Below are 21,009 nucleotides of genomic sequence, written 5' to 3'. Positions count from 1 at the left end.
ACCCGGCCTTCCCTGCGCAATGGCTTTACGGCTTATGCCGTGATCTCCCCGGAGACGAGTTCTTGGTTGACTCCGTCACCGCCGGTTCAGCTCTCGCCTACCCGACGGCTTGACGCCAGCAACGGGCGCCAGGACCACACGGTTTTGCCGTACGCCTATCCACGCCATCGTCGAGGCGTAAACCAGCGTCCACCGCAACCCGCCCAACGTCCGTGACGACGGCCGACGCCCTTCTGAGTAGGACGGGATGGCGATAGATGCGCACTGATTTGGGTCGGCCGACAACAGAAATATTTTTGATTTACAGAACTTTTCTACTTGACACGATTTCTGTAAATCAGAACTGATTTGCCCGTCGGGTTGTTTTGTCGCAGTCGGCGCCCGGGATCGCGCTTGCGCGAGGAGCAACGCAGCTCACGCCGGCAGCCCCGCCTCCGCGCAATTGACGAGCCGCGCCGGCATGCCGACGGCGGTACATCCGGCCGGCACGTCTTGCTCGATGAGCGCGCCGGCGCCGATCTTGGCGAAGTCGCCGATGCTGACGTCGCCTAAAATCGTGGCGCCGGTGCTGAGCAGCACGCCTCGGCCGATCCGCGGCGCGCGGCCCGGCAGCGCCTGCTTCCGGCCAATGGTGACGTTTTGCAGGATCGTCACCTCGTCGCCAATCACGGCGAAGGCGCCGACGATGATGCCGGTCGCGTGATCGAGAAACACCGAGGTGCCGATCGAGGCGGAGGGGTGAATGCTGACCTGCAGGGAATCCGACGACAGGCTTTGCAACAACAAAGCGAGGTCGGTTCGCTCGTGAAGCCAGAGCCAGTTGGACACGCGCCAGGCCTGCAGCGCGACGTAGCCCTTGAAGTTGAGCAGCGGCGGCAGCAGCCCTTTGGTCGCAGGATCGTGAACAGCAATGCTTTGCAGATCGAGGCTTGCCGCGTCGATCAGGTCTGGCGCGGCGTGAAAGGCCTCACGGGCCACGCGTGCGAACAACTCGCGGTCATCAGCGGTCTTACCGAGCCGTTCGCCGATCTGATGGGCGAGCGCGCGACCGAAATCGGCATGATCGAAGATCGCTGATGACAGCGAGGCGCCGAACAGCGGATCGTTGGCGAGGATATTTTCCGCCTCGCGGCGAACGGATCGCCAGAGCTGGTCGACTGGTGCAATTGCGTTCTGGATCATCGCCATCACCTCGGGTGCGCCGGCCCGAAATATAGGTCGTCCGGGGGACTTCGCCAGCGCAAGCGGTGCACCAAAAGCAAACCGTTCGTCGAAACGTCAGGACTGTTCAAAGGCAGCCCACGCCGACTCGGCGGCCTGGCCTTGCCGCGCGATGGGGCGGAAAAGACGAATTTCGATAGGGATCTGCAAATCCGCAGCGCCGGCTTCAACCAGTCGTCCAGCAGAAATGTCCTCCTCGGCCAAAGTCCGCGGCAGCCATGCCACGCCGTCTCCAGCGCGCGCCATCGAAAGCAGGGTCGCAGCCAGATGGGAAGTAAAGATCGTTTCGAGCGCAAAGGCTCGATCTTTCGTTCCCCATTGGGCGGCCACGATGCGTCCCAATCCCGACTGCGCACTATAGGCAAGGTATTTGACCGGCTTGCCGCCGCGAAGCCGCCAGTGCGGAGCTCCATTTTTGCCGGGCGCGCTGAGCGGAACGAGCGTATCGGATCCGACCACGATGCTCCTGAACTGGCGGGACTCGAGCCGGCTGCTCATTTGCCGGTGGTGGTGGCAAAGCAGAAACTGCGCATCGCCGCGCAGCATCATCTGCTCGCACGCCTGCATGCTGTCGGAAATCAGGTTGAGATTCCCAAGGGCCAGAACCCTTTCATTGCCGCGAACCCACTTTGGAAAAAAAGTGAAGGAGAGCGCGTGCGTCGCCGCGATCGACAAGAGCTTTGCAGTGCTGCCGGAAACTTCCAGCGTGTCGCGGCGCAGTTGATGCACCGCGCGGGTCAGTATCTCCGCCTGATTGTGGAAATGTTCGCCCGCCGGGGTCAGCGCGACGCCATGCGTCGTGCGGGTGAACAAGTCAGCGCCGACCCAGCTTTCGAGCGCGCGAATTCTGCGGCTGAAGGCCGGCTGGGTGACGTGGCGTGCCTCGGCCGCCCTTGAGAAGTTCAGGGTTTCGGCAAGCGCCAGGTAGTCCTCGAACCAGATCAGTTCCATTAGTAATGCCGTATCAACATAACCAATTCAGGTAATAGCATTGGCCTTGAAGCAAATCCAGCCGTACTAGCCATTCCGAACGGGCTTGCTGCTGTCGTTATCAGCATGACCAGCGCCTCCAAACAACGGCCGATGGACGGAAAACATCATGCGTATCGTCGACGTCGTCGAAATCACCAAGCCGATCGCCTCTCCGATCCGCAACGCCTATATCGACTTCTCGAAAATGACGGCGAGCCTCGTCGCCGTGGTAACGGATGTCATGCGCGACGGTCGCCGCGTCGTCGGATACGGCTTCAACTCCAATGGCCGCTATGGTCAGGGCGGCCTGATCCGGGAGCGCTTCCGCAATCGCATCATCGAGGCCGAGCCTGCAAGCCTGCTCGACGACGCCGGCACCAACCTCGATCCGCATCGCATCTGGGCAGCGATGATGTCCAATGAAAAGCCGGGCGGGCATGGTGAGCGCTCGGTGGCGGTGGGCACGCTCGACATGGCGGTCTGGGACGCCGTCGCGAAGATCGCCGGCAAGCCGCTGTTTCGCCTTCTCGCCGAAAAGAAGGGCCGTGAGGCCAATCCACGTGTCTTCGTGTACGCGGCAGGCGGCTACTACTATCCGGGCAAGGACAATTCGGCGCTGCAGACGGAGATGCGCGGCTATCTCAACCGAGGCTACAACGTGGTGAAGATGAAGATCGGCGGCGCCTCGATCGACGAGGACCGCGGACGGATCGAAGCCGTGTTGAAGGAGATTGGCTCGGAAGCGCGGCTTGCCGTCGACGCCAACGGACGTTTCGATCTCGAGACCGGGATCGCTTACGCGAAGATGCTGCGCGATTACCCGCTGTTCTGGTACGAGGAGATCGGCGATCCGCTCGACTACGCTCTACAAGCCGCCATGTCGGAATTCTATCCGGGTCCGATGGCGACCGGCGAAAATCTCTTCTCGCACCAGGACGCGCGCAATCTGCTCCGCTACGGCGGCATGCGGCCGGATCGCGACTGGCTGCAGTTCGACTGCGCGCTGTCGTACGGGCTTGTCGAATATCTGCGGACGCTCGATGTCCTGGCACAGCATGGCTGGTCGCCGTCACGCTGCATCCCCCATGGCGGACACCAGATGTCGCTGAACATCGCGGCAGGTCTCGGCCTCGGCGGCAATGAGAGCTACCCGGACCTCTTTCAACCGTATGGCGGCTTTCCCGACTCCGTTCGCGTCCAGGACGGCCACATCGTGATGCCCGACCTTCCCGGCATCGGCTTTGAGGGCAAATCCGACCTGATAAAGGTGATGCGCGAACTGGCTGAATGACGAGATCGGCCGTGAGTTACAAGGCTTCCGACCAAACCTGCAAGACGCCGCGTATCCGCACAAAGCAAACCGCCCGTCTGTGCTGATCACAAACGGGCGGCTCGTTAGCCTTCAGGCGCTATGGGGGCACATCGCCCGAGGCGTTCGCTCACGACTGGAAGTTCAGCTTTGCGGCTGATCGTTCGGCGGGGTCGGACGCGGCTTGTGCTGCGCCATGAACTGGTCGAACTCTTCCTTGTCCTTGGCGTGACGCAGGCGATCGAGGAAGTCGCGGAATTCGACCTGCTCTTCCTCGAGGCGCCGCAGCGTTTCGGTGCGGTATTCGTCGAAGGCGCGGTTGCCGCTCGAGGGCGGGCCGAAACCACCGAAGCCGAAACCACGGCGCTCCATGCGGCCGCGCATCCGGTCCATCTTGTACTGCATCCGCTCCATCTTGTTCTGCCAGCGATCCTGGTGACTCCAGCAACCCATTTTTCTGCTCCCGAGTGTGAAAAAGAGAAGGGCAAGCCCGATCGGCCACCAGATGATGAAGCCGAGGATGGTTACGGCGATCCAGCCAGGATGCCAGGGGCTATCCAGCATATGCGGGGGCCGACTGGTTTCTTCAGCGGGGCCGCGCCATCGATTGACATCTGCGGTGTAGGCCATTTCCTTCTCCATGACGGCGATCACGCCGTTGTGAATGTAAATAACATTTACATACCTAAACCATCCACGTTTTTTGTCAAGCGGGCGGCAAGCGGCCGTCGTTAAATTATTTTGGAGAGCCCCAAGGACCGGCCGGGGGAACCGGCGGCGGACCGGACGGCTTCTCGCTCGCCGGGTCCTTCGCGGCAGGCCTGCGATCGGTCGGGAAGCCGAGACCGCGCAGATAGATCAGCACTTCGGCTTCCAGCAGATCCTCGGCCGACATCGGCAGCTTGCGGCGCGCCGCATCGCCGCGGGCGAACAGCGACGCCACGCCGTGCGACATCGACCAGATGTGCAGCGCCATCATCATCGCCGGCGGCCGCGGCATGCCCGGCGGCACCAGCGCAGCGAGGCGCTCGGCTGCCGCCCTGATCACCGCGAAGGCGCGTTCGCTCGCCGCCTGCAATGTCGGACTGAGATCGACGGGAAGGCCGGATTCGAACATCGCCGAGTAGAACGCCGGCTCATTGCGCGCGAAGGCGAGGTAGGCTTTGCCGAGCCGTTCGAACGCCGTGACGGTGTCGGGGCGGCCGTCGTCCCAGGCTTGCAGCAAGAGCGCCTCGAACTGCTCGAAGCCGCGCTGCGCGATCGAGGACAGCAATTCGTCGCGATCGCGAAAATGCCGGTAAGGCGCCGCCGGGCTGACGCCGGCCATGCGCGCGGCGTCGGCAAAGGTGAAACCGGCCGCGCCCTTTTCGGCGATCAGGCCGAGCGCCGCCTGCAGCAGCGCCTCTTTCAGATTGCCATGATGGTAGCCGCGCTCGGCGCGGCGCTCTTCCTTGCGCCAACTCATGTGAAAGGCTTTTACATGAGTTGGCTATAAAGGTCACTTATTTTGAGCGTTCAGGAAGGTTAACAGGCGGAAATGCGTGGGTCCAAGCTGCTCCACCGCCTCAAACGGCGTGCTTCGCTCGTCTGGAACCAAAAAACGGAAGAAGCGAGCGCAAGCCGGGAGAGGTTCCAGCGCCTCACCGCGCCTTGTGCGCATTTCCCGTCTGCAACTCCTCGAAGCCTTTGGCTGCCTTCTGCACTTCCTCCGAGAAATCGGCCATTTCCTGCACCTGGCGGATTTCGATGATCTCGTTCTCGGAAGCCGGGCACTTCTTGGCCCAGGCGATCGCCTCCTCCCGCGACGCGACGTCGATCATCCAGTAGCCGCCAAGCACTTCCTTGGCCTCGGTGAAGGGACCGTCGGTGACGACAGGCATGCCGGTCGCGAACGACACCCGCGCGCCCATCGACGGCGGGTGCAACCCGTCGAGCGCGATCAGGACTCCGGCTTCACTCAGCGCCTCATTGTATTTCATCATCGCCGTGACGCGCTCGGGATCGAGCTGCACGTCCGGCGCCGCGGTCTCATAGCCCAGGGGGATCATCAGCATCATGAATCGCATGGTGGGGTCCTGTTCGGTTTGGCGTCATTCCGGGGCGACGCGAAGCATCGAACGCGGAATCTGGAGATTGCAGCGCGAGATTCCGGGTTCGGCTCTTACGAGCCGCTCCGGAATGACGGTGTTGAACTTATTTCTTTCCCGCCTGCGCGCGCAGGCGATCTTCCTGCTCGCGCAGTTCGGGGGTGAAGGCCTCGCCAAAATCCTCGGCCGCGAACACCTGGCGGATTTCGATCTCGGCGCCGCCGTCGAACGGCGCGCGCTTCATCCACGCGATCGCCTCATCGAGCGATTTGGCGTTGATCAGCCAGAAGCCGGCGACGAGGTCGCTGGTCAGAGGGAACGGCCCCTTGGCAGCACTGCCCTCTCCGCCCTGATATTTGACCCGCGCGCCTTTCGAAGAAGGATGCAGGCCCTCGCCCGCCTCCATCATGCCGGCCCTGACCAGTTCCTCGTTGAACTTGCCCATCGCGGTCAGCATTTCCGTGCTCGGCATGACGCCGGATTCGGTATCCTTGCTCGCCTTCACAATCACCATGAATCGCATCGTTTCGCTCCGTTTGTCTGTCTGGCCGGTCGGCCGGTACTATCGCTCGTCAACATGACGAACCGGGTTTTGCGGCACCGACATGGCTTCCGAAATTATTTTGGAAGGCCATTTTCCGCGGACCAGATGGGATCGGAGGGACTTAGCTGTCGCCCTGGCGAACGAAGGCGCCGTTTTCATAGGTCGCGCCGAAATAGACGTCGATGCGCCTGATCCTGTCGCCCGCAAAAGCGAAGAACTCCGTATTGCGGAAACTTTTCCCTTCCTTGGCGACACATCGATAGGTCACAAACGCCGCCTCGCCCTCGACCATGATCCGCTCGATATCCTGTCGTTCGATCCAGTCGCCGTTCTTCCAGCACCGCGCGAAATAGCTCGCCTTGTCGATTTCGTCGTCATAGGGGCTGGTGAAACGGAAATCGTCGGTGAAGGCGGCCTCGACCGCCGCGCGGTCGTTCGCCAAATAGGCGGCGAACAGGTTGCGGATGATCCCGGTCTTGCTTGCGGCGCTCATTCAGCGCTCCTTCGGCACCATGCCAAAATAGGGCTCGGCCTCCTTCAGCACCCGTACGAACGACGGCCGGGCCTTCAGGCGTTCGAGATAGGCGGCGAGGTTTGTTTCGCCGTCGCCGAACGGCACCACCATGCTGCCATAGAACAGCGACGGCGCCGCGGCGCAGTCGGCGAGGCCAAAATCTTCGCCCATCGCCCAGGTGCCGCTGATCATCTGCTGCTCGATCATCGCGTATGAAGTGCGCAACTGCGCCCGCGCCTCCTCGACGCCGTGCGGATCCTGCTTGCCATCGGGGCGAAGCCGGTCGCCCATGATCTTCTGCATCGGCAGATGCACATAGAGATCGTAGAAGCGATCGCGCAGACGGGTCTGCAAGGCGCGCTCGGGATTATCGGGAATCAATCGCGTGCGACCGGGATAATGGCGGTCGAGATATTCGATCACGATGCTCGATTCCGGGACGATCTGGCCTCGCGCTTCGTCCTGCAGCACCGGAAATTTTCCGATTCCCCACAGCTTCAGCAGCGCGGCGCGTTCGGCCGGATTGCCGAGATCGACCAGATTAGGCGTGAACGGAACGCCGATCTCGTACAGCGCAATCAGCGCCTTCCAGCAGAACGATGACAGCGGGTGGAAATGCAGGGTCAGTGACATCTGGACTCCGGAGTGTATTGGGCACGTCAGCAAGACGGACCAGGGTTTGGCAGGCCGACATTTGCTCCGAATTATTTCGGAGCGGCGGGTGCGTAGCGCAGGATCACGATCCCGGTCGACAACGCCCGGCTGTCCAGCAGCTTCAGCTTGATCCGCGCGCCCTGTTTGAACAACGGCGTTCCGCCGCCAAGGATGATCGGGTTCAGCGCGATGCGGAATTCGTCGATCACGCCGTGCGGGATCAGGTGCGACGCCAGATCGGCGCTGCCGAACAGAAAGATATCCTTCGGCGCATCGCGCTTCAATTTGGTGACGGTATCAGCCACATCGTCCGCGAACATCCGCGTGTTGTTCCAACCGGATTGTTTCAGGGTGCGCGAGAACACGTATTTCGGCGCCGCGTTCATGAAGTCGGCGACTTCGCCGGTCGCATTCGGCCAATGGTTCGCCATCAGCTCATAGGTGACGCGGCCGAACAGCAATCCGCCGGCGGCGGTGAGCTGCTCGATCGACAATCGCTCCAGTTCTTCGCCCCAGACGTCTTCATGCCAGGAGATGTCCCGGTTCGGCCCTTCGACGAAGCCGTCCAGCGTCATCAGGTTCCACATGATCAGCTTTGCCATCCCGTCGCTCCTGCCAACTGATTGCGATTTGCAACTGGTTGTAGCCTGAGCCAACCGGTGCAATATTGCAAGCAGTTTTTCGGGGACGCTTCCATGACCGACGATCGACGCTCCGGCTGCCCGATCAACCTCACGCTGGAAGTGGTCGGCGACAAATGGAGCCTGCTGATCATCCGCGACATGATGTTCGGCAACCGGCGGCATTTTCGCGAGCTATTGACCAAGTCCGAGGAAGGCATCTCCTCGAACATCCTTGCCGACCGGCTGAAGACGTTGCTCGACGCCGACATCATCACCCGCGAGGACGATCCCAGCCACAAGCAGAAGGGAATCTATTCGCTGACCGAACAGGGCATCGAGTTGCTGCCGGTCCTCGCGCAGATGGCGGCCTGGGGTTACCAATACCTCCCGGTTTCCGAAGAACTCGGCATCCGCGCCAGGCTGCTCAGCGAGGGCGGGCCTAAAATGTGGGCAGAGTTCATGGACGAGTTGCGCGAGACGCATCTGGGTCAGGTCCGGCGCAGGAAGGGTCCGTCGGTCGGTGAGCGGCTCCAGGCGGCGTATGAGAGTGTCGTGAACCGGACATAACGTTCAAAAAGCTCAAGAATTCGCTCCGTATGAATACGTAGGCCGGCAGGCTTGGGCGGAGGCCTTCACTCTGCCCATCAACGTGCACACACGACAAATTATCGTGATGGATGAAGGCGCCTACGAAGTTCACACCGGGGAGCGCGTCGCACGAATTTCATCAGGCGAAACATTGGCGAGCGAGATGGTTTACCGTTGATAAACGGGTATCTGCAACTTTTTCCCGTACTGAATTATCAGCCATCCATTTTTAAACAGCGCGCGGAGCCTCACGTGTTCAATCTGCAAAAGAAAGCAAACACCCAAAGCGCGCTTGCCCAAGCCGCTGCCATCAACAAGTCGCAGGCCGTGATCGAGTTCAAGCTCGACGGCACCATCGTCACCGCGAACCCGAATTTTCTCGGCGCCGTGGGTTACACGCTGGCCGAAATCCAGGGCAAGCATCACGGCATGTTCGTCGATCCGGCCGAGCGCGAGAGCGCGGCCTATCGCGAATTCTGGGCGCGGCTGAACCGCGGCGAATTCCAGGCCGCGCAATACAAGCGGTTCGGCAAGGGCGGCCGCGAGATCTGGATCCAGGCGTCCTACAATCCGATCCTCGATAGCGGCGGCAAGCCGGTCGGGGTCATCAAGTTTGCGACCGACATTACGGCGCAAAAGATCCACAGCATGGAAGACGCCGGCAAGATCGCCGCGATCGGCCGGGCCCAGGCCGTGATCGAGTTCAACATGGACGGCACCATCGTCACCGCCAACGAGAACTTCCTCGGCGCGGTCGGTTACCCGCTCGACGAGATCCAAGGCAAGCACCACAGCATGTTCGTGGTCCCGGAAGAGCGCGACAGCGCCGCCTATCGCGAGTTCTGGGCGCGGCTGAACCGCGGCCAGTACGAAGCCGCCGAATACAAGCGCCTCGGCAAGGGCGGCAAGGAAATCTGGATCCTCGCCAGCTACAATCCGATCCTCAACGAGGCCGGCAAACCGTTCAAGGTGGTCAAGTTCGCCACCGACGTCACCGCGCAAAAGCTGAAGGCCGCCGACAATGACGGCCAGATCTCCGCGATCGTAAAATCGCAGGCCGTGATCGAATTCAACATGGACGGCACCATCCGCACCGCCAATCCGAATTTCTGCGCCGCGCTCGGCTATTCGCTGCCGGAAATCCAGGGCAAGCATCACGGCATGTTCGTCGATCCGAACGAGCGTAACGCACCGGCGTATCGCGAATTCTGGGAAAATCTCAACCGCGGCCAGTACCAGGCGGCGGAATACAGGCGGATCGCCAAGGGCGGCCGCGAAATCTGGATCCAGGCGTCCTACAATCCGATCCTCGACCTCAACGGCAAGCCGTTCAAGGTGGTGAAATACGCGACCGACATCACCGCCCAGGCGATCGCGCGCAAGAAGGCCGAGAACGCCCGCGGCCTGATCGAGTCGGTGGCGGCGGGCAGCGAGGAGATGAGCGCCTCGATCCGCGAAATCTCCGAGACCATGACCAAGTCCAAGGCGAATGCCGCGAACGCGACCGCCCGGGTCGAAGCCGCGGACGCGCAAGCCGTGAAGCTCAGCGCCGCTTCGCAGGCCATGAGCGGGATCGTCGAGCTGATCGGCAACATCACCGGACAGATCAACCTTCTGGCGCTGAACGCCACCATCGAATCGGCGCGGGCGGGCGAAGCGGGCCGCGGCTTTGCCGTGGTGGCCTCCGAGGTCAAGAACCTCGCCAATCAGGCCAAGCACGCCACCGACACGATCTCGAAGGAGATCGAACAGCTCAACGGCGTCGCCAGCGAAGTCGTGGGCTCGCTCACGGCCATCAAGGAGGCCATCGCCAGCGTCAACGAGTTCATCGCCTCCACGGCCGCCGCCGTGGAAGAGCAGAGCGCTGTCACATCGGACATGTCGTCCAACATGCAGCGCGCCTCCGCCGAATTGGCCTGATACGGGACAGCCAGCCCCTCGTATCGGCTCAATCAGCCTTCGGGAGCCATCCCGAAGGCGAGCTTAACCGGCACCGCAGGCGCAGAAGCGCAGCGGTGCCGGCTTTTTTATAGGGGGGCGTTCGCTCAGACCTGGTCCCACCGCCGCGTCACTTCCGTTGAGCCCTCCACCGTGGCCTCGAAGATTGGCGACGCCAGCACGGCATGGATGTGTAGCATGTCGGTGCCGGAATTGCGGAAGCCGTGCAGTTGCCCGGCCGGCACGATCAGGGATTGCCCCGACGTGACGATGCTGCGTTCCTCGCCGAGCCACATCTCGGCCTCGCCCTCGCGCACGGTGAGCACCTCCTCTACGGGGTGCGAATGCGTCGGGGCGCCGGCGCCGGGCGCGATCCATTGCTCGAAGATGCACAAATGTGCCGCGCCGTTGCGCGCCGAAACCAGCATGCGGGTTTCCACTCCCAGCCGCCATTGCTCCGGTGGCATATCCCTGACGTCGACCACCATCATTGCCGGACCCTTTCGGTTGCCGTGACCTCGCGTGGTTTGAGAACGTGCGCCGGATGCGGCGCAGCATGCAAGCGCGGGCTGCCGGCAGGTTCGAGACACAATGAGCGGCGTGGGGTATAGAGCGAAAGAATCAATCACCAGCGGACCCCCTCCATGCCTCCTTCCCTATCAAAAGTCGCACTTGTCACCGGCGCCGCGCGTGGCATCGGGCTTGCGACCGCAAAACGCTTTCTCGCCGATGGCTGGCGGGTGGCGCTGCTCGACATCGAGGGCGAATTGCTGCGTGGCGCGGTCGCGGCGCTGGCCGATCCCGACAACACGCTGGCGCTGCATTGCGACGTCAGCGATGCCGGCGCGGTGGCCTCCGCGATGACAAATGTGATCGGGCGTTTTGGCCGGCTCGATGCGCTGGTCAACAACGCAGGTGTCGCGGTGTTCGCACCCCTGCTCGAGACATCGGACGAGGACTGGAACCGGATCCTCGCGGTCAATCTCACCGGGCCATTTATCTGCACCAAGGCCGCAGCCCCCCTGATGCGCGAACATGGCGGCGGCGCAGTGGTGAACATCACGTCGATCTCGGCGGTGCGCGCCTCCACGCTGCGCTCGGCCTACGGCACCAGCAAAGCGGGACTTGCGCATTTGACGAAGCAGCTCGCGGTCGAACTGGCTTCGCTCGGCATCCGCGTCAACGCCGTCGCTCCAGGCCCGGTCGAGACCGCGATGGCGAAGGCGGTTCATACCCCGGAAATCCGCGCCGATTACCACGATGCCATTCCGCTCAATCGCTATGGCCTCGAAGAAGAACTGGCGGAAGCGGTGTTCTTCCTGTGCAGCGACCGTTCCAGCTACATCACCGGGCAGGTCCTGGCCGTCGACGGCGGTTTTGATGCCGCCGGCATCGGCTTGCCGACGCTGCGCGGGGAACGAAGGAACGGCTGACGGAGCCTTGCCGGACGCGCCAACGTTGACTAATTCAACAGCTCCGGGACGAAGGAGCCGCACATGCGAATGGCGCTCATCAAGGCAATTGCTGTTGCGGCGGCGCTGTGCGCTGCGGTTTCACCTGTTCGTGCCGAGGTGCGCATCCTCGCCAGCCCCGGCGGACAGGTCGGCCCGTTTCTCGACCTGTTCGAGCGCCTGCGCGCGTCCGGCGAGCGCGTCGTGATCGACGGGCCATGCCTGTCGGCCTGCACGCTGGTGCTGAGCACGGTGCCGAACGAGCGCATCTGCGTGACGCGCCGCGCCGTGCTCGGCTTCCACGGCGCGCGCTCGATCGACCGCCGCGGCCGGATGTATGCCGAACCGGAAGCGTCGCAGGCGGTGCTGGAAGCCTATCCGGAGCCGGTCCGTAACTGGATCAGCCGCCGCGGCGGATTGACGTCGCGGATGTTGTTGCTGCGCGGGCGCGAACTCGCCGCGATTTACCCGTCGTGCAGGTGAAGGGCTTTGTAGCTTTGTAGGATGGGTAGAGCGCAAGCGTGCCCACCAATCCCTGCGCGACGTAGATGGTGGGCACGGCGCAAGTGCGCCTTTGCCCACCCTACAACGTCAATTACCCACCATCATGACTGCATATCTGCCGGGCAGTTGACCATCCAGGGCGTGCCGAACTTGTCGACGCACATGCCGAAACCATTGGAGAAAAAGGTCTTGGCAAACGGCATCTTCACGGTGCCGCCATCGGCCAATGCCTTGAAGCGGCGTTCGGCATCGGCGGGATCATCGACCTGCAGCGCGACCGCAAAACCCTGCGGCTGATGGAAGTCGCCGGGAAATGCATCGGAGGCCATCACCACCTCGCCATCGACCGTGAAACTGGCGTGCATGATCTTCTTCTTCCATTCCGCCGGGGTCGGCATGTCGGCCGGCCCGCCTTCATAGCGCATCATCGCGTCAACCTTGGCGCCGAGCACTTTTTCATAATACTTCAGTGCTTCCTCGCAATTTCCGTTGAAGAACAGATAGGGATTGACCTGCATCGTTGGCTCCTTGGGTGGACAGATTTGGCGTGAACGAATTTGCGATGAACGTACGCTACTTCTCGGTGAGCTTTTTCAGATTGGCAAGACCAGTCTCGAAATCCTTGCCGATCATGCGGTCCAGGTTCATGAACACCTGCATCACCTTGGACAGGAACACGGCGGGCCCGGTCATCGTCCAGGTCAGATGGGTAGCATCGCCCTGCGGCAGCATTGTGAATTCGGCGGTGTTGTGACCTTCGAACGGCTTGAAGAAATCGAGCTTGATGAGGATCCTCGAGGGTACTGACGTTTCGAGGATTTCCATGCGGCCGGACCCGACATTCTTGTTGCCGTCCCAGGCATAGACCGCGCCCTTGCCGCTGTCGGCGCCGCCATAGGTGCGCTTCAGCGCCGGATCCCTGTCCTCATAGGGCGACCAGCTGCGCCATTGGTGAAAATCGTTGATCAGCGGAAATATCCGGTCCGCCGGCGCCTTGATGCTGATCGCGCGCTGGACCTGGAACGTATCCGGCTTGGTCGCGGCCAGAATCAGCACCGCGGCGATGGCAATCGCCAGTACGACGGCGACGATGGCAATGATGTCGAGCATGTCAGTCTCCGTACGGGCTGGTGATTATGATGCAGGTCGGCGGCGGAAAGGAATGAAATTGCGCAAGGCCGGATCGCGCAGCCACAACCCGCCCCATACCATCAGGCCGAGATAAAGCCCGAACAGCGTGTGGGTGAACAGCGGGCTGTCGATCCGGACATGGGATGCCATCGCGCCGCCGAGATAACCGGTCAGCAGGATGGCGCCGAGGATCGAGGTCGGCGGTACCGAATACAGCACCGTGCAGACGATGGTGATGATGCCGAGGCTGCGCGCCAGCGTTTCGCTCGAACCATAACCCATCTTGTCCATCGTTTCCGTGACGACCGGCCACGGCACCAGCTTGATGGCGCCGTCGAACAGCAGGAACACGATGACCAGGCCGGAGAGAGTACGGCCGATCAAGCGGGCAGTTTTGGCGACCGGCGCGGGCTCGGCAATCGCAGACATGGTGGACATGGCTTTCTCCTGTCATTTGCACAATTCCAGGACGAACGAGCCTGACGCAAACAGACTGGCGGGCCGAACTTTTTTCAGCGGCCGCACCTCACGCCGCACAAGCAATGGGAGGTGGGCCACATGAATCGACGGAGCACGCCGCCAACGCAGTCTCTGGCGAGGGCATCTCTGATCGAGATGGCACACATCACCATGGCCGATTTCATGCGTGCGATCAGCGACATGCGATTGAAATAACCGCGCGCCTGGCACGAACCTTTCATCGCGAAGGCGCGACTAACGGCTGTCAATCGAAACAGCCACCCCCGGCAAAACCCATCCATTCTGGAGCACGACCAATGTCCTGCGAACAAACGACGCTTGTCAAAACAACCCGGCCTGAGGACTCGATGTCCTACGCGATGATCGTCATCGGCGGCGGTGCCGGAAATCTCGCGGCAGCAATTTATTCTGCTGTTGCAAACGGCCTGCGTCGCGTCCTGACTGCGCAAGCGCCGGCGAGGGAACGCCATCTCCCGGCTGCATATTCTCAGCAGGGTTAATTGCGATCGCAGCTTCCGCGCAGCTTTTGATAGCGAAAGCACGGCCAACAAAATTCATCGAAGACCAATCATTGCAGATCATTCATTCTGGAGCACGACCATGACCCCCGACCAGAAAGCGCTTGTCAAAACGACCTGGAGCCTCGTGGTCCCGATCGCCGATACCGCCGCGACATTGTTCTACGGCCGGCTGTTCGAAATCGACCCCTCGACGCGCCCCATGTTCAAGAGCACCGACATGCCGGAGCAGCGCAAGAAGCTGATGCAGGCACTGGCGACCGTGATCGGCGGTCTCGACAACCTCGCGCCGCTGATCCCGGTGCTGGAAACGCTCGGCAGGAAACATGTCGCGTACGGCGTCCTCGACAAGCATTACGATTCGGTCGGCGCCGCGTTGCTGTGGACGCTCGAACAAGGCCTGCAAACCGCGTGGACACCGCCTGTGCAGGACGCCTGGATCGCGGCATACACGGCGGTTGCCGGCGTGATGCGCAATGCGGCGAAGACGGTTCCGAACGCCGCATGACCGGCGCCGCTGCTGCTTGTCGAACCTCGGGCGAGGTTGAGGCGACATAGGTCCGTTCATCTCGAACGAGAGTGGAAGGACATGGATCCGCAATTGGAGCTCGATTCGATCCTGATCGCCCTGCGCGGCGCAAGCCTCGAGGAGCAAGCGGAGATCGGCCGGGGCGATCTGGCGTCCCTGCTTCATGTCGCGCCGCCGCAACTGGTCGACAAGATCATCAAGATGGCGCGGCGCGACAACCGGGTCAGGAATGCGCTCGCCGCGTCACGCTATTATTGCGGCCTTGGAAAGACGATTTGCGACAAGATTGATTCGGTGGTCAGCGCGCCGTTTCCAGCGGCGCTTCAGCCCAAGCGGAAGCCGTCCTCCAGGCGCTAGCTATCGATCCTGCTTTCCAATTCCGTCCACGCAATCAGACCAGGCCACGCAGAACAACGTGAACACGAAGATGTTCCAGCTTGGCTGGATGTCACACCACGCCGCCACGACAGGAACGGGCAAGGCGAACAGAAGCGGCCGGGCGATCCAGCGCAGGCAGAAAAATCTCGCGCTGGCAGGTTCGCCGAAAGCGACTTTTCGCAGAATACCGATCATCACGAGCCCGTGCTCCACCGTTGCCGATTGGTCGCGGGGCGTTAGGGCGCGGTTCAAATCCGGGAGGCCGGATGGCCTGACGCCGCGCGGAACGAGGCTATTTCCCGGCCTTGGCGCCGCGGGGCTTGCTGTCGCGCATCAGGCGGTCGAGATGCATGCGGATGTGGGCGGCTTCGGCCGAGGTGTTGGCCAGTGCGATGGCGCGGTCGAAGGCGACACGGGCTTCCTCGTTGCGCCCGAGCTGCATCAGGAAGGCGCCGCGCACGCCGAAGTAATGAAAGTAATTCGACAGCCGCGCCGCCAGCGGCTCGATCATGTCCAGCGCGGCTTCGGGACCTTTCACCTTCGAAACGGCGACAGAGCGGTTGAGCGTCACCACGGGTGACGGCTGCATGATTTCGAGCGCGCCATACAGCAGATCGATCTGGGTCCAGTCGGTATCCTCAGGCTTTTCGGCGCGGGCATGCAGGGCGGATATCGCCGCCTGAATCTGATAGGGCCCGCTGCGGCGATGGCGCATCGCCTTGTCGATCAGCGCCAGCCCCTCGGCGATCATCTTGCCATTCCACAGCGTGCGATCCTGGTCGTCGAGCAGGATCACCGCGCCGTCGGCATCGAACCGCGCCGCGGCGCGCGCGTGCTGCAGCAACAGCAGCGCGGTCAGCCCCATGATCTCGGGCTCGCTCTGGAACAGCCGCAGCAACAGCCGCGCCAGCCGGATCGCTTCCTCGCACAAAGGACTGCGGATCTCGGCGGTATCGCCGCTCGCCGAATAACCCTCGTTGAAGATCAGGTAGATCATCGCGGCTACCGCAGCCAGCCGTTCGGTGCGCTCCACCGCGCCCGGGGTCTCGAACGGCACATCGGCATCCGCGACGCGCGCCTTGGCGCGGGTGATGCGCTGCTCCATCGCGGCTTCCGAAACCAGGAAAGCGCGCGCGATCTGCTTGACGGAGAGGCCCGAGACGATGCGCAGCGCCAGCGCGATCTGCTGCGTTGCCGGCAAATCCGGATGGCAGCAGATGAACAGCAGCCGCAGAATGTCGTCACGGTAATGCGAGCCGTCGAGCCGCTCGGCGAGTTGCTCCTCGGCGTCGCCGGTATCCGAGATCGCGTGGTCGTCCTCGGGCAGCGGCTCCTGCTTGCGGCCTCGCCTGATGTCGTCGATCGCGACGTTGCGCCCGACCATGATCAGCCACGCCGCGGGATCGCGCGGCGGGCCATTCTGCGGCCAGCTCTTCAGCGCTCGCAGGCAGGCGTTCTGGAAGGCTTCCTCGGCGGTGTCGAGATTGCGGAAATAGCGCAGCAGCGCGCCGACCGCCTGGGGGCGCGCCGAGGTCAGCGCGCTATCGATCCAGGCGGTGTCGGTCATTTCGGCACACTCCCCGGCGTGAACATGCCGACCGGGCGGATCTCATAGGCACCGCCGGGATTGGCCTTGCCGAGATCCCGCGCGACATCGAGCGCCGCGTCGAGATTCTCGCAATCGACGACATAGAAGCCGAGCAATTGCTCCTTGGTCTCGGCATAGGGGCCGTCGATCACGACCGGCGGATCGTCCTTGCGCAAGGTGGTCGCCGACGTGGTCGGCAACAGCCGCGCCACCGGGCCGAGCCGGCCCTGCTTGGTGAGCTTGTCCTGCACGACCCGCAGTTTCGTCATGACCGCGGCGTCCTGTTCCTTGGTCCAGGAACCCGTAAAATCTTCGTCGTGGTAGCAAAGGATGGCGTACAGCATGCGACCCGCATCTCCGTTGTCTCTTGATGAGGCATGATCTTATCGGAAAACCGGAGCCCACTTTTCCGGATCATGCCTAGGACGAACGATTATGCCCGCTGCCGACAGCGGAGCGAAAGAAATTTTCGAGTGTTCCACGCCCGGTCAGAGACCGACAATCGAAATGCCGGCAGGTGCATGACAGCCATGACCACAGCCGGAATTACGATGATTTGGTCATTTGGTATCTCCCTTGCTTGGTGAAAGGAGGTTAGAGGAATGGTTCAATCCTCAGAAGGTACCGGTCGCGCTGCGTGGCGATACGAAGGGAAAATCAATGAAAAAAGGGGCGCTTGCGCTGCTGGTGCGTGGCGGGACTGATAACTGGGCAGCGTCGCGGTGGATGAAGCGGTTTGGCGACGTCTGCCCGGATCGCTCCATAGTGGAGATGCCGGATGCGTCGTTCGACCCGGCCGAGGTCCATTACGCCGCGGTGTGGAAGCCGAAGCCCGGGGAGGTCGCCGCGTTCAGGAATTTGCGTATCATCTTCAATCTCGGCGCCGGCGTCGATGCGCTGATGGTGGATTCCACGCTGCCCGACGTGCCGCTGGTGCGGGTCGCGGTCCCCGATTTGACCGAGCGGATGACGGAATATGTCGTGCTGCACGCGCTGATGCATCACCGGCAGGAGCTTTATCTGCGCGAGAGCCAGCGGGTGAAACGCTGGTCGCCGCAGCCGCAATGGGCGGCCGGCGCGATCACGGTCGGCATCATGGGGCTGGGCGCGCTGGGTGCCCATGCCGCCGGCGTCCTCAAACATGTCGGCTTCAAGGTCGTGGGCTGGAGCCGCAGCCCCAAGGAGATCGCCGGCGTCCCCTGCTTTCACGGCGAGCAGCAATTGGAAGCGTTTTTGCGGCAGACCGACATTTTGGTCAGCCTGCTGCCGCTAACGACGGATACGCGCGGTATCCTCAATCGCGCCGTGTTCGAAAAACTCAACCGCTCAAGCCCAATGGGCGCGCCGGTCCTGATCAATGCCGGCCGCGGGGCTTCGCAGAACGAGGCGGATATTCTGAGCTGCCTGGAAGACGGCACGCTCGGCGGCGCCTCGCTCGACGTCTACGTCACGGAGCCCTTGCCTGCCGACAGCCCGTTCTGGACCCATCCGAAGGTCGTGCTGACCCCGCACAACGCCGCCGATACCGACCCCGAGGAAATCTCGAAATACGTCGCGCGCCAGATCGAGCGCTTCGAGGCCGGCGGAGCGCTCGAGAACGTGGTGGATCGCAAGCAAGGGTATTGATTGGGATGTCGTCCCGGCCTTGAGCACAGATGCGCAATTGCGCATCGGGGGACCCATAACCACCGGCGATTATTGGTTTGCACGCTGATCGTTGCCTTCTTGTCAGACAACATCCGCCGCGGCGTATGGGTCCCGGCCTTCGCCGGGACGACAACTACCCCCGCGCCATCACATCGACCGCGCCGTTGACGAGCGCTTCCAGTTCGGCGCGCGGCATCTGGGCGCGGGCGCGGATTGCGATGGTGTGGATCGTCGCCGACGCGAGATTCGCCAGCACTTGCGGATCGGCGGAGGCGGACAGTTCACCCCGTTCCTGGGCGATCTTGAACAGACGGGCGAAGAAGCGGTCCATCTCGACGAGGCCGCTGACCACCAGGGCGCGGATGTCAGGGTCGAACACCGCTTCCGAAGTCGCGGTCATCACTGTGAAGCAGCCGCGCGGGCCGCCTTCGCCCGACAGATACATGTCGAGCGCGATGCCATAGATCCGAAGCAGCATCGGCCGCAGCGGCATGTCGGCCGCGAAGGCTTCGCTCATCCGCGCGCGGGCGCGGTTGCGATAGCTCTCATAGGTCTTCTTGTAGAGTTCGCGCTTGTCGCCGAACGCGCCATAGAGGCTCGGCCGGTTCATGCCGGTGGCGGCGCTGAGATCGTCAAGCGAGGTCGCGGCAAATCCGTCCTTCCAGAACACATCGAGCGCGCGGGACAGCGCCACGTCGGGCTCATAGGCGCGCGGCCGGCCGCGGCGTTTTGGTGGGGCGCCGCCGGCCGGGGGCTGCGGCTTCGCAGGCTGAGGCTTTGCGGGCTTCAGCGATGCAGCCTCGGGCCGGGCCCGTGGCGCCGGCGGGTTTCTTTTTTGTACCATCTTGCAAATAATCCTTGACGCTTATTTATACTGAGCGGTACATAAATCAAGCTTAGCCGTTACGACCGCCTGAACCCAAGCGCAAAAGTGACCCAAGGGAGATTCGTACATGGACCTTTATTTCTCGCCCCTCGCCTGCTCGATGGCAACCAGGATCGCGCTGTATGAGGCCGGCAGCCAGGTCAACTTCATCGAGGTCGACCCCAAGACCAAACGCGTGTTGAAGGACGATTCGGATTTCTACGCGGTCAATCCGCTCGGCCTCGTGCCCGTGGTGCGGACCGACGACGGCGTAACGCTGACCGAGAACGCCGCGATCCTGCAGCACGTCGCCGAGTGGTTGTCCGATTCCAATATCGGCGCCAGACCCGGCATCGAACGGTCCAAGCTGCAGCAATGGCTGTGCTTCATCGGCACCGAACTGCACAAGGGCCTGTTCACGCCGCTGCTCGGCAAGACCGTGCCGGCGGAGGTCAAGGCCTATACGCTGGAGCGGTATCTGTCGCGCCTCGACTACCTCAACAAATATCTCGAGGGCCGTGAATTCGTGCTCGATCATTTCAGCGTGGCGGACGCTTATCTCACCACCGTGCTGAACTGGAGCATCGCAACCCCGATGATCGACTTTTCGAAATATCCAGCCGTGAAGGATTATCTCGAGCGGATGAAGAAGCGGCCGAGCGTCGCCAAGGCGCTGGCCGAAGAGTTCGCGCTGTACCAGGCCGAGGTCGCGCGGCACAAGGCGGCGGCGTAAGGCGGAATCTCACCACGAGTCGTCCCGGCGAACGCCGGGACCCATACTCCGCGGCGAGTGTAAATTGCAGGCGGTGTCTGCCGGCTTTTTACCGATAGATCACGCGGTATGGGTCCCCCGATGTGCAATTGCACATCTGAGCTCAAGGCCGGGACGACGCGGATGGTGTGTCTCACTTCGCCAGCAAACGCGCCTTCATATCCACCATCGCCTGCCCGAACACTTTGGTATCGTCGAGCGCGCGCGCCAGCACCAGCGCGCCCTGAATGGTCAGCAGCGCATCGGCGGAGCGCCGCCGCGCCACGCCTGCACTGAAGCCGGCGCGCCGCAGCGTTTGCGCCAGCGCATCGTTCCAGCGGCTGAAATAATCCTGCACCTGCGAGCTGAAAATATCCCGCGATGCCCCGAGCGCAATCACGCCGACTAGGCAGACGCGGTGGCCCGAGCGGAAATAGCGATCGACACCCGCGGTCATGTCGGCAATCGCCTGTGCGGGATCATCGGACTTGCGCAGGGCCGCGAAGATATTGACCTCGAACCAGTGATCGATCTCGGCCAGGACTTCCGCGGCCATCTGCGCTTTGCCGTCGGGGAAGAAATGATAGAGGCTGCCCTTCCCCAGACCGGTGGCCTTGCCGATCAGCGCCAGCGTCGCGCCTTCATAGCCGTGGCTGCGGAACACCTCCGAGATCAGCGGCAACAGATCGGCGCGTTCGGAAACGGTTTTGGCCATAG

General features: G+C 62.4%; 27 protein-coding genes. 9 read left to right on the top strand and 18 right to left on the bottom strand.

Annotated features, from left to right (window positions below; translation table 11 throughout):
* Positions 1–414: 414 nt before the first annotated feature.
* Together JQ611_RS26165 and JQ611_RS26160 are read right to left on the bottom strand one after the other, a co-directional pair.
* Positions 415–1,182 carry a serine acetyltransferase gene (locus JQ611_RS26165; RefSeq protein WP_212466999.1) on the bottom strand — a complete coding sequence of 256 codons (768 nt, stop codon included), beginning with the start codon at positions 1,180–1,182 and terminating at the stop codon, positions 415–417.
* A gap of 96 nt (positions 1,183–1,278) precedes the next feature.
* Positions 1,279–2,172: a LysR family transcriptional regulator gene (locus tag JQ611_RS26160; RefSeq protein WP_212466998.1), complete on the bottom strand. Its 894-nt coding sequence runs from the start codon at positions 2,170–2,172 to the stop codon at positions 1,279–1,281.
* A 148-nt stretch (positions 2,173–2,320) separates the two neighbouring features.
* Between JQ611_RS26160 and JQ611_RS26155 the strand changes: the two genes are divergently transcribed.
* Positions 2,321–3,484, top strand: a complete 1,164-nt coding sequence (locus JQ611_RS26155; RefSeq protein WP_212391605.1) for a mandelate racemase/muconate lactonizing enzyme family protein — start codon at positions 2,321–2,323, stop codon at positions 3,482–3,484.
* 162 nt (positions 3,485–3,646) lie between these two features.
* On the opposite strand, the gene JQ611_RS26150 is transcribed toward JQ611_RS26155, so the two are convergent.
* The 7 genes from JQ611_RS26150 to JQ611_RS26120 all read right to left on the bottom strand — a co-directional run bounded on the left by JQ611_RS26150 (position 3,647) and on the right by JQ611_RS26120 (position 7,903).
* Positions 3,647–4,132 carry a DUF2852 domain-containing protein gene (locus JQ611_RS26150; RefSeq protein WP_211999528.1) on the bottom strand — a complete coding sequence of 162 codons (486 nt, stop codon included), beginning with the start codon at positions 4,130–4,132 and terminating at the stop codon, positions 3,647–3,649.
* A 106-nt stretch (positions 4,133–4,238) separates the two neighbouring features.
* Entirely contained in the window at positions 4,239–4,967 is a 729-nt protein-coding gene (locus JQ611_RS26145; protein WP_212265585.1) for a TetR/AcrR family transcriptional regulator, read from the bottom strand.
* Positions 4,968–5,142: 175 nt separating this feature from the next.
* Complete coding sequence (locus JQ611_RS26140; protein WP_212391602.1) at positions 5,143–5,568, bottom strand: YciI family protein; 426 nt, start codon at positions 5,566–5,568, stop codon at positions 5,143–5,145.
* A 127-nt stretch (positions 5,569–5,695) separates the two neighbouring features.
* Positions 5,696–6,112 carry a YciI family protein gene (locus tag JQ611_RS26135; protein ID WP_212391600.1) on the bottom strand — a complete coding sequence of 139 codons (417 nt, stop codon included), beginning with the start codon at positions 6,110–6,112 and terminating at the stop codon, positions 5,696–5,698.
* Positions 6,113–6,254: 142 nt separating this feature from the next.
* Complete coding sequence (locus tag JQ611_RS26130) at positions 6,255–6,626, bottom strand: nuclear transport factor 2 family protein (RefSeq protein ID WP_212391599.1); 372 nt, start codon at positions 6,624–6,626, stop codon at positions 6,255–6,257.
* Positions 6,627–7,280 (bottom strand): glutathione S-transferase family protein, encoded by a 654-nt coding sequence (locus tag JQ611_RS26125; RefSeq protein ID WP_212391598.1) that lies wholly within the window; start codon positions 7,278–7,280, stop codon positions 6,627–6,629.
* Positions 7,281–7,351: 71 nt separating this feature from the next.
* Positions 7,352–7,903, bottom strand: coding sequence for a dihydrofolate reductase family protein (locus JQ611_RS26120; RefSeq protein ID WP_212391597.1), 552 nt, complete (start codon positions 7,901–7,903; stop codon positions 7,352–7,354).
* Positions 7,904–7,996: 93 nt separating this feature from the next.
* On the opposite strand from JQ611_RS26120, the gene JQ611_RS26115 reads away from it, so the two are divergent.
* Positions 7,997–8,491: a helix-turn-helix domain-containing protein gene (locus tag JQ611_RS26115; protein WP_212391596.1), complete on the top strand. Its 495-nt coding sequence runs from the start codon at positions 7,997–7,999 to the stop codon at positions 8,489–8,491.
* 273 nt (positions 8,492–8,764) lie between these two features.
* Positions 8,765–10,432: a PAS domain-containing methyl-accepting chemotaxis protein gene (locus JQ611_RS26110; RefSeq protein WP_212466997.1), complete on the top strand. Its 1,668-nt coding sequence runs from the start codon at positions 8,765–8,767 to the stop codon at positions 10,430–10,432.
* Positions 10,433–10,557: 125 nt separating this feature from the next.
* Here the strand turns inward: JQ611_RS26110 and JQ611_RS26105 are convergent, their stop codons facing one another.
* Complete coding sequence (locus JQ611_RS26105) at positions 10,558–10,941, bottom strand: cupin domain-containing protein (RefSeq protein WP_312011107.1); 384 nt, start codon at positions 10,939–10,941, stop codon at positions 10,558–10,560.
* 153 nt (positions 10,942–11,094) lie between these two features.
* On the opposite strand from JQ611_RS26105, the gene JQ611_RS26100 reads away from it, so the two are divergent.
* Together JQ611_RS26100 and JQ611_RS26095 are read left to right on the top strand one after the other, a co-directional pair.
* Positions 11,095–11,883 (top strand): SDR family NAD(P)-dependent oxidoreductase, encoded by a 789-nt coding sequence (locus JQ611_RS26100; RefSeq protein WP_212265577.1) that lies wholly within the window; start codon positions 11,095–11,097, stop codon positions 11,881–11,883.
* 69 nt (positions 11,884–11,952) lie between these two features.
* Positions 11,953–12,384 carry a hypothetical protein gene (locus JQ611_RS26095; protein ID WP_249133455.1) on the top strand — a complete coding sequence of 144 codons (432 nt, stop codon included), beginning with the start codon at positions 11,953–11,955 and terminating at the stop codon, positions 12,382–12,384.
* 122 nt (positions 12,385–12,506) lie between these two features.
* Here JQ611_RS26095 and JQ611_RS26090 read toward each other — a convergent pair whose 3' ends face one another.
* From JQ611_RS26090 to JQ611_RS26080, 3 genes are read right to left on the bottom strand one after another with little or no spacing between them, the layout of a single operon-like run.
* Positions 12,507–12,923 (bottom strand): VOC family protein, encoded by a 417-nt coding sequence (locus tag JQ611_RS26090; RefSeq protein ID WP_212391592.1) that lies wholly within the window; start codon positions 12,921–12,923, stop codon positions 12,507–12,509.
* Positions 12,924–12,978: 55 nt separating this feature from the next.
* Positions 12,979–13,515: an SRPBCC family protein gene (locus JQ611_RS26085; RefSeq protein WP_212466996.1), complete on the bottom strand. Its 537-nt coding sequence runs from the start codon at positions 13,513–13,515 to the stop codon at positions 12,979–12,981.
* A 24-nt stretch (positions 13,516–13,539) separates the two neighbouring features.
* A complete protein-coding gene (locus tag JQ611_RS26080; RefSeq protein ID WP_212391614.1) occupies positions 13,540–13,965 on the bottom strand; it encodes a DoxX family protein in 426 nt (141 codons plus the stop codon).
* A 651-nt stretch (positions 13,966–14,616) separates the two neighbouring features.
* Between JQ611_RS26080 and JQ611_RS26075 the strand changes: the two genes are divergently transcribed.
* Both JQ611_RS26075 and JQ611_RS26070 read left to right on the top strand, forming a co-directional pair.
* Positions 14,617–15,042, top strand: coding sequence for a globin family protein (locus JQ611_RS26075; protein WP_211999484.1), 426 nt, complete (start codon positions 14,617–14,619; stop codon positions 15,040–15,042).
* A gap of 81 nt (positions 15,043–15,123) precedes the next feature.
* Positions 15,124–15,420, top strand: a complete 297-nt coding sequence (locus JQ611_RS26070; RefSeq protein WP_212391588.1) for a hypothetical protein — start codon at positions 15,124–15,126, stop codon at positions 15,418–15,420.
* Here the strand turns inward: JQ611_RS26070 and JQ611_RS26065 are convergent, their stop codons facing one another.
* The 3 genes from JQ611_RS26065 to JQ611_RS26055 all read right to left on the bottom strand — a co-directional run bounded on the left by JQ611_RS26065 (position 15,421) and on the right by JQ611_RS26055 (position 17,373).
* Positions 15,421–15,639, bottom strand: coding sequence for a hypothetical protein (locus tag JQ611_RS26065; protein WP_192736847.1), 219 nt, complete (start codon positions 15,637–15,639; stop codon positions 15,421–15,423).
* 94 nt (positions 15,640–15,733) lie between these two features.
* Positions 15,734–17,008 carry an RNA polymerase sigma factor gene (locus JQ611_RS26060; protein WP_212391584.1) on the bottom strand — a complete coding sequence of 425 codons (1,275 nt, stop codon included), beginning with the start codon at positions 17,006–17,008 and terminating at the stop codon, positions 15,734–15,736.
* On the bottom strand, positions 17,005–17,373 hold the full coding sequence (locus JQ611_RS26055; protein ID WP_212391583.1) for a YciI family protein: 369 nt from the start codon (positions 17,371–17,373) through the stop codon (positions 17,005–17,007). The genes JQ611_RS26060 and JQ611_RS26055 overlap by 4 nt, the downstream gene beginning before the upstream one ends.
* Before the next feature lie 316 nt (positions 17,374–17,689).
* On the opposite strand from JQ611_RS26055, the gene JQ611_RS26050 reads away from it, so the two are divergent.
* Positions 17,690–18,655 carry a glyoxylate/hydroxypyruvate reductase A gene (locus tag JQ611_RS26050; protein WP_212466995.1) on the top strand — a complete coding sequence of 322 codons (966 nt, stop codon included), beginning with the start codon at positions 17,690–17,692 and terminating at the stop codon, positions 18,653–18,655.
* A gap of 154 nt (positions 18,656–18,809) precedes the next feature.
* Here JQ611_RS26050 and JQ611_RS26045 read toward each other — a convergent pair whose 3' ends face one another.
* Positions 18,810–19,520: a TetR/AcrR family transcriptional regulator gene (locus JQ611_RS26045; protein WP_212466994.1), complete on the bottom strand. Its 711-nt coding sequence runs from the start codon at positions 19,518–19,520 to the stop codon at positions 18,810–18,812.
* Between the two features lie 109 nt (positions 19,521–19,629).
* On the opposite strand from JQ611_RS26045, the gene JQ611_RS26040 reads away from it, so the two are divergent.
* Positions 19,630–20,274, top strand: a complete 645-nt coding sequence (locus tag JQ611_RS26040; RefSeq protein ID WP_212466993.1) for a glutathione S-transferase family protein — start codon at positions 19,630–19,632, stop codon at positions 20,272–20,274.
* 172 nt (positions 20,275–20,446) lie between these two features.
* Here JQ611_RS26040 and JQ611_RS26035 read toward each other — a convergent pair whose 3' ends face one another.
* The gene (locus tag JQ611_RS26035; RefSeq protein ID WP_212466992.1) at positions 20,447–21,007 is read right to left on the bottom strand and encodes a TetR/AcrR family transcriptional regulator; all 561 of its coding nucleotides are present in this window, start codon (positions 21,005–21,007) and stop codon (positions 20,447–20,449) included.
* Positions 21,008–21,009 lie beyond the last annotated feature (2 nt).

This window comes from Bradyrhizobium sp. AUGA SZCCT0182 (assembly GCF_018130185.1).
Lineage (GTDB): Bacteria > Pseudomonadota > Alphaproteobacteria > Rhizobiales > Xanthobacteraceae > Bradyrhizobium.
Note: the sequence above shows the minus strand (reverse complement) of the source record. Positions and strands in the feature narration are given on the sequence as shown.

Bases quoted from the DNA above. Each gene is read 5' to 3' on its own strand.
- JQ611_RS26035 (WP_212466992.1), bottom strand. From the start codon at position 21,007: ATGGCCAAAACCGTTTCCGAACGCGCCGATCTGTTGCCGCTGATCTCG.
- JQ611_RS26085 (WP_212466996.1), bottom strand. From the start codon at position 13,515: ATGCTCGACATCATTGCCATCGTCGCCGTCGTACTGGCGATTGCCATC.
- JQ611_RS26130 (WP_212391599.1), bottom strand. From the start codon at position 6,626: ATGAGCGCCGCAAGCAAGACCGGGATCATCCGCAACCTGTTCGCCGCC.
- JQ611_RS26165 (WP_212466999.1), bottom strand. From the start codon at position 1,182: ATGATCCAGAACGCAATTGCACCAGTCGACCAGCTCTGGCGATCCGTT.
- JQ611_RS26155 (WP_212391605.1), top strand. From the start codon at position 2,321: ATGCGTATCGTCGACGTCGTCGAAATCACCAAGCCGATCGCCTCTCCG.
- JQ611_RS26060 (WP_212391584.1), bottom strand. From the start codon at position 17,008: ATGACCGACACCGCCTGGATCGATAGCGCGCTGACCTCGGCGCGCCCC.
- JQ611_RS26150 (WP_211999528.1), bottom strand. From the start codon at position 4,132: ATGGCCTACACCGCAGATGTCAATCGATGGCGCGGCCCCGCTGAAGAA.
- JQ611_RS26145 (WP_212265585.1), bottom strand. From the start codon at position 4,967: ATGAGTTGGCGCAAGGAAGAGCGCCGCGCCGAGCGCGGCTACCATCAT.
- JQ611_RS26160 (WP_212466998.1), bottom strand. From the start codon at position 2,172: ATGGAACTGATCTGGTTCGAGGACTACCTGGCGCTTGCCGAAACCCTG.
- JQ611_RS26080 (WP_212391614.1), bottom strand. From the start codon at position 13,965: ATGTCTGCGATTGCCGAGCCCGCGCCGGTCGCCAAAACTGCCCGCTTG.
- JQ611_RS26115 (WP_212391596.1), top strand. From the start codon at position 7,997: ATGACCGACGATCGACGCTCCGGCTGCCCGATCAACCTCACGCTGGAA.
- JQ611_RS26055 (WP_212391583.1), bottom strand. From the start codon at position 17,373: ATGCTGTACGCCATCCTTTGCTACCACGACGAAGATTTTACGGGTTCC.
- JQ611_RS26095 (WP_249133455.1), top strand. From the start codon at position 11,953: ATGGCGCTCATCAAGGCAATTGCTGTTGCGGCGGCGCTGTGCGCTGCG.
- JQ611_RS26050 (WP_212466995.1), top strand. From the start codon at position 17,690: ATGAAAAAAGGGGCGCTTGCGCTGCTGGTGCGTGGCGGGACTGATAAC.
- JQ611_RS26075 (WP_211999484.1), top strand. From the start codon at position 14,617: ATGACCCCCGACCAGAAAGCGCTTGTCAAAACGACCTGGAGCCTCGTG.
- JQ611_RS26045 (WP_212466994.1), bottom strand. From the start codon at position 19,520: ATGGTACAAAAAAGAAACCCGCCGGCGCCACGGGCCCGGCCCGAGGCT.
- JQ611_RS26100 (WP_212265577.1), top strand. From the start codon at position 11,095: ATGCCTCCTTCCCTATCAAAAGTCGCACTTGTCACCGGCGCCGCGCGT.
- JQ611_RS26140 (WP_212391602.1), bottom strand. From the start codon at position 5,568: ATGCGATTCATGATGCTGATGATCCCCCTGGGCTATGAGACCGCGGCG.
- JQ611_RS26040 (WP_212466993.1), top strand. From the start codon at position 19,630: ATGGACCTTTATTTCTCGCCCCTCGCCTGCTCGATGGCAACCAGGATC.
- JQ611_RS26070 (WP_212391588.1), top strand. From the start codon at position 15,124: ATGGATCCGCAATTGGAGCTCGATTCGATCCTGATCGCCCTGCGCGGC.
- JQ611_RS26105 (WP_312011107.1), bottom strand. From the start codon at position 10,941: ATGATGGTGGTCGACGTCAGGGATATGCCACCGGAGCAATGGCGGCTG.
- JQ611_RS26125 (WP_212391598.1), bottom strand. From the start codon at position 7,280: ATGTCACTGACCCTGCATTTCCACCCGCTGTCATCGTTCTGCTGGAAG.
- JQ611_RS26120 (WP_212391597.1), bottom strand. From the start codon at position 7,903: ATGGCAAAGCTGATCATGTGGAACCTGATGACGCTGGACGGCTTCGTC.
- JQ611_RS26090 (WP_212391592.1), bottom strand. From the start codon at position 12,923: ATGCAGGTCAATCCCTATCTGTTCTTCAACGGAAATTGCGAGGAAGCA.
- JQ611_RS26135 (WP_212391600.1), bottom strand. From the start codon at position 6,112: ATGCGATTCATGGTGATTGTGAAGGCGAGCAAGGATACCGAATCCGGC.